Below are 1322 nucleotides of genomic sequence, written 5' to 3'. Positions count from 1 at the left end.
CTCGCTAGACGCACCGCCAATAACGAATTTCCCCCCAGCGCGAAAAAGTTATCTTCCACACCTACGCGGCTCACGCCTAATACTTCTTCCCACACACTAACGAGTGTACGCTCGATTTCTGACTCCGGTGCACGATACGTATTGCGCTCGCCAAGCTCCATATTTAAAAGTGCAGCCCTGTCGATCTTACCATTCACAGTAAGTGGAAAAGCAGGCAATACTTTGATCAGAGACGGCACCATGAAATCAGGCAAATGTTGATGAAGATGTTGTGAAACACGCTCTATGATGCACTCAGCACTTGATTCAACTTCACTAGAAACAACAAAAGCAACTAACTGCTGACTTTCCGTCGTCTCACCCACAACCATTACTGTAAATTGCCTTACTTCAGGTATTTGTGACAAATGACTTTCAATTTCATCCAGTTCAATTCGGTAGCCTCGCAATTTAATTTGGTTATCATTTCGCCCCAAATACTCCAATTCTCCAGCTTGGTTCATTCGTACAGTATCTCCTGTCCGATAGACGCGAACAGGGGATGCATGCAAGTGTGACAAGAAGACAAAACGAGATGAACTCAGACTTGGTTGTCCAAGATAGCCTCTTGCCAAACCGGGACCGGCAATATAAAGCTCACCTTCTCCCCCTTGAGGAACGAGTTGCTGCGCTTTATCAAGTACATACAAGCGCATATTCTTAATAGGACGACCGATGGCGACCCCTGCTCCCCCTGCATCATTGAGTTGCTCAGCAGTAACAACTTGAGAACTACAACCAACCGTGGCCTCTGTCGGGCCATATTCGTTAATAAATTGTGATTGTGGTAACCTTGTTAGCCAAGGCGTCAATGTACGCCACTGCAACTGCTCTCCGCCCACAACAAAAATGTGCTTCAGTGAATATTGTGGAATCCTGCGAGCTTGTAACGCATAAAATAAGGCATCAAGGTGAGCTGGAGATACTTTAAATAAAGTTGGTCTATCAGCTTTCACAATAATATTAGCAAGAGCTTCTATACCATCTTCTGAAGCAGGGATAAGCTGGATAGACTGACCTGTTAATAAAGGACTGAGCAAACTGGTCACTGTGGCATCAAAAGCCAAAGGCGTGCTAACTACGGCGGTCGCCGTATTACACAGATATTGTTCACAACAATGGCTAAGGTAATTCATCACCCCTTGATGAGCCAACATGACCCCCTTAGGCTGCCCCGTAGAGCCCGAGGTGTAAATCACATACGCCAAGTCTGACGCTACATGCCCTGCCACTGTGCTATTTAACTCGCTGTACGACGCCAACCCCCTTTCTGACAGCTCGTT

At 46.4% G+C, this 1322-nt stretch carries 1 protein-coding gene; it reads right to left on the bottom strand.

Annotation, left to right across the window (positions count from 1 at the left end):
- Nucleotides 1-1322, bottom strand: a 1322-nt coding sequence (locus K1M91_RS21160; protein ID WP_232804241.1) for a non-ribosomal peptide synthetase, incomplete at both ends; no start/stop codon positions are given.

Origin of the sequence: Motilimonas sp. E26, from assembly GCF_021278025.1 — a bacterium.
Taxonomy (GTDB): domain Bacteria; phylum Pseudomonadota; class Gammaproteobacteria; order Enterobacterales; family CBDFNC01; genus Motilimonas.
This window is presented reverse-complemented; position numbering and strand designations above follow the sequence as displayed.